3 protein-coding genes and 1 pseudogene are annotated in these 3,664 nt (G+C 74.3%); 3 read left to right on the plus strand and 1 reads right to left on the minus strand.

Annotated elements, in window-relative coordinates; translation table 11 throughout:
• Positions 1-58: 58 nt before the first annotated feature.
• Positions 59-1,246 (minus strand): MFS transporter, encoded by a 1,188-nt coding sequence (locus tag A5701_RS15155; protein ID WP_067754955.1) that lies wholly within the window; start codon positions 1,244-1,246, stop codon positions 59-61.
• A gap of 65 nt (positions 1,247-1,311) precedes the next feature.
• Here A5701_RS15155 and A5701_RS15160 point away from each other — a divergent pair, with 65 nt between their 5' ends.
• The 3 genes and pseudogenes from A5701_RS15160 to A5701_RS15170 form a co-directional block, all read left to right on the plus strand.
• Positions 1,312-2,034 (plus strand): phosphatidylserine decarboxylase, encoded by a 723-nt coding sequence (locus A5701_RS15160; RefSeq protein ID WP_067754958.1) that lies wholly within the window; start codon positions 1,312-1,314, stop codon positions 2,032-2,034.
• The gene (gene pssA, locus A5701_RS15165) at positions 2,031-2,894 is read left to right on the plus strand and encodes a CDP-diacylglycerol--serine O-phosphatidyltransferase (RefSeq protein WP_067754961.1); all 864 of its coding nucleotides are present in this window, start codon (positions 2,031-2,033) and stop codon (positions 2,892-2,894) included. The genes A5701_RS15160 and pssA overlap by 4 nt, the downstream gene beginning before the upstream one ends.
• A pseudogene (locus tag A5701_RS15170) lies at positions 2,891-3,664 on the plus strand (ATPase); the annotation flags it as partial. The gene pssA and the pseudogene A5701_RS15170, both read left to right, overlap by 4 nt.

The raw sequence follows: 3,664 nt of genomic DNA on the forward strand, positions 1-3,664 counted from the left end.
TTCCCGAGGACGTGGCGGAGGTGCCCGAGGGGACCGAGCTGCAGGTCTGGGACCTGACCTAACCCGCCGGGGTGGCGACCTGCCGATGGAAATCGTCGGCCCGGTCGAACGCGGCGGCGCAGCGGATGGCGACCGCGACGACCGACATCAGCACCGGGATCGTGACCAGGGCCGCCGCCAGCCCGACGCGGTCGGCCAGGTGACCGATCAGCGGCGGCCCCAGCAGGTAACCCAGCCAGCCCGTCGCGGCGACGATCGCGATGGCCGAGCCCGCGCCGCCCGCGCCGTAGGCGGCGCTGAACGCGGTCGGCACCAGCAGCGCCACCCCGACGCCCAGGGCGGCGAAACCGGCCACGGCGACAACGGGATTGGCGGCCGCCAGCGCCACCCCCAGGCCCGCAGCGCCGAACAGCGCGAGCGCCGGCAGCAACCGGCGGGCCGAGAGCCGCGAGTGCAGGCGTATCGCGCCGAGCCGGGTCAGAACCATCGTCAGCGTGTAGGCCGTATAGCTCAGCGCGGCGACCCCCGGCCCGGCGCCGACGACGTTGCGCAGGTAGTTGGCCGACCAGTCGGTGGCGGCGCCCTCGCACAGGAAGGACACGAAGGCCACCGCCGCCAGGATCGCCACCGTCGGTGTCAGCCAGCCCCGCCCGGACCGCTCCCGCGGCGACGCCGCCGCGGGGTCCGGGATCAGCCCGCGCGCCAGCGCACCGACGACGATCAGGGCGACGAGCCCGACGGCGGCCAGCTGGGGCGTCAGCCCGACGCCGGCGCCGACGCACGCCGCGCCGATCAGGGCGCCCAGCAGTGCGCCGAGGCTCCACATGCCGTGGAAGCGCGCCATGATCGGTGCGCGCGCCAGGCGCTCGACCGTGCCGGCCTGGGTGTTCATCGCGACGTCCAGCCCGCCCTGGAACATCCCCCACAGCGCCAGCGCCGCAAACAGCGCCGGCCCGGAGCGGGCCAGCCCGACGGTCGTCCCCGCGAGGGCGTAGCCGGCGGCGGTCACGGGGATCAGCCGGTGGCTGCCCCACCGCGGCAGCGCCCAGTGGCTGGCCACGGTGGCCAGCACAGACCCCAGCGGCGCACCGAACAGCGCCGTCCCCAGCGCCGCGTCGGACAGGCCGAGCCCGGCCTTGACCGCCGGGATGTGGGCGGCCCACGACGAGAACCCCACGGCGTGGGCGATGAACACGGCGGTGACGGCGATCTTCGCCCGGCGCAGCCGCGGGTCATTCGGATGCATGTCGAAGGTGGGCGTTCCCCCTGCGGGCCCGAACCAACCGGCCGCGGCTTTCGTAAGATGGCCGCGTGGCACGACGCCCCCGCCCTGTCGGCCCTACGGCCGAGGATCCAACGTTCAGCCCGCAGCACGCGTTGGAGCTGGTGCGCTCGACCGTTCCGCCGGTCCACCCGGCGGGCCGGCCGTTCATCGCCGGCGGCCTGGCGCTGGCGCTGGCCGGCCGCAGGCACCGGTGGATCCGACGGGCCGGCCTGCTGGCGGCGGGCGCCTGCGCCGGATTCTTCCGCCACCCACCCCGGGTACCGCCGACCCGGCCGGGTGCGATCGTCGCACCCGCCGATGGGTTGGTGTGCGTGATCGACGCCGCCGCCCCGCCGGCCGAACTCGGCATGGGCGACGCGCCGCTGCCCCGGGTCAGCATCTTCCTGTCGCTGCTGGACGCCCACGTGCAGCGGGCGCCGGTGAGCGGTGAGGTGATCGCCATGCAGCACCGGCCCGGCCGGTTCGGGTCGGCCGATCTGGCCGCGGCCAGCACCGAGAACGAGCGCACCAGCCTGCGGATCCGGACGCCGACCGGCGCGGAGGTGGTGGCCGTGCAGGTCGCCGGGCTGCTGGCGCGGCGCATCATCTGCGACGCGCGCGTCGGCGACAAGCTGACGATCGGCGACACCTACGGCCTGATCCGGTTCGGCTCCCGGCTCGACACCTATCTGCCGGCGGGCGCCGAGCCGCTTGTCCGCGAGGGTCAGCGCGCGATCGCCGGCGAAACCGTGCTGGCCGAGCTGCCATGATCAGCAAGCCGCGCGGCAGGCCGTCGGTCAACCTGCAGATCCTGCCCAGCGCGATGACGGTGCTGTCGATCTGCGCGGGCCTGACCTCGATCCGGTTCGCCCTCGAGCACCAGCCCAAGGCCGCGATGGCGCTGATCGCCGCGGCGGCCATCCTGGACGGGCTCGACGGCCGGGTGGCCCGCATCCTGGACGCCCAGTCGCGCATGGGCGAGGAGATCGACTCGCTGGCCGACGCGGTGAACTTCGGTGTGACGCCGGCGATCGTGCTCTACGTGACGATGCTGACGAAGTCGCCGGCCGGCTGGGTGGTGATCCTGCTCTACGCCGTGTGCGTCGTGCTGCGGCTGGCGCGGTACAACGCGCTGCAGAGCGACGGGAGCCAGCCCGCCTACACCCACGAGTTCTTCGTCGGCATGCCCGCGCCGGCGGGCGCGGTGTCGATGATCGGGCTGATCGGGCTCAAGCTGCAGTTCGGCGAGGGCTGGTGGACCTCGACGGCGTTCCTGTGCATCTGGATCACCGGGACGTCGATGCTGATGATCAGCAAGATCCCGATGCGCAAGATGCACGCCGCGGCGGTGCCCCCCAGCTGGGCGGCGCCGCTGCTGGCGCTGCTGGCCATCTGCGCGGCCGCGGCGGTGCTGGCCCCCTACGTGCTGATCTGGGTCATCATCATCGCCTACCTCTGCCACGTCCCGTTCGCGATCCGCAACCAGCGTTGGCTGGCCGCGCACCCCGAGGCGTGGGCCGACGAGCCCAAGCAGCGCCGCGCCGCGCGGCGCGCGATCCGCCGGGCGCAGCCGCATCGCCGGTCGATGGCGCGGCTCGGGCTGCGCAAGCCGGGTGGGCGCCTGCCATGAGCCGGCCGGGCGAGGATGCGGCCCGTCAGCTCACGCTCACCGCGCGGTTGAACACCTCCGCCGTCGACTCGCGCCGCGGTGTCGTCCGGCTGCACCCGAGCGTGGTTGCCGCGCTTGGCATTCGGGAGTGGGACGCGGTGGCGCTGACGGGCTCGCGGACCACGGCGGCGGTGGCGGGCCTGGCCGGGCCGGACACCCCGGTCGGCACCGCGCTGCTCGACGACGTGACGCTGTCCAACGCCGGGCTGCGTGAGGGCACCGCCGTGATCGTCGGCGCGGTCACCGTCTACGGCGCCCGGTCGGTGACGCTGTCCGGCTCGTCGCTGGCCAGCCAGTCCATTTCGCCGGTGACCCTGCGACAGGCCCTGCTCGGCAAGGTGCTGACCGTCGGCGACGCCGTGTCGCTCCTGCCCCGCGATCTGGGCCCGGGCTTCTCGACGGCGGCCGCCACCCGCGCGCTGGCGGCCTCGGTGGGCATCAGTTGGACCTCGGAGCTGCTGACCGTCACCGGCGTGGACCCGCTCGGCCCGGTCAGCGTGCAGCCCAACTCGCTGGTCACCTGGGGCGAGGGCGTGCCGGCCGGCGGCCCGGCCGTGTCCACCGAGCTGGTCGACGTGGCCAGCCCCGAAACGGTCCTCGAGGAACTCAAGGGCTCACAGCCGCAGGCCGCCAAGCTCATCGAATGGCTCAAGCTCGCGCTCGACGAGCCGCACCTGCTCAAGACCCTGGGCGCCGGCGCCAACCTGGGCGTGCTGGTGTCCGGCCCGGCC

The sequence above is a fragment of the Mycobacterium sp. E3305 genome, from assembly GCF_001666785.1.
Taxonomy (GTDB): Bacteria; Actinomycetota; Actinomycetes; order Mycobacteriales; family Mycobacteriaceae; genus Mycobacterium.